We start from the raw sequence: 259 nt of genomic DNA, 5'->3' as shown, positions 1-259 counted from the left end.
CTCCAGCAGCGCGAATAGCAGGCGGACCATCTCCGTCGCGATCCGTTCGATGGGTTGCCGCATCGTCGTCAGCGGCGGAAGCAGAGCCTCCGCGAGGCCCGAGTCGTCGAACCCTGCGACCGCCACGTCAGCCGGAACCCGCCGTCCCCTGGCATCGAGCACGGAGAGCGCACCAGCGGCCATGAGGTCCGACGCCACGAAGACCCCGTCCAGGTCTGGTCGCCGTTCCAGGAGCAGCTCCATCGAGCGGGCCCCGCTC

Annotated in this window: 1 protein-coding gene; it reads right to left on the bottom strand. The window is 69.9% G+C overall.

What is annotated here, in order from left to right; genetic code table 11:
* Positions 1 to 243: substrate-binding domain-containing protein (locus BST14_RS28720; RefSeq protein WP_245845871.1), on the bottom strand; the 243-nt coding region annotated here is incomplete at its 3' end.
* Positions 244 to 259 lie beyond the last annotated feature (16 nt).

It is taken from the genome of Mycobacterium arosiense ATCC BAA-1401 = DSM 45069 (genome assembly GCF_002086125.1).
GTDB classification, from domain to species: domain Bacteria; phylum Actinomycetota; class Actinomycetes; order Mycobacteriales; family Mycobacteriaceae; genus Mycobacterium; species Mycobacterium arosiense.
This window is presented reverse-complemented; position numbering and strand designations above follow the sequence as displayed.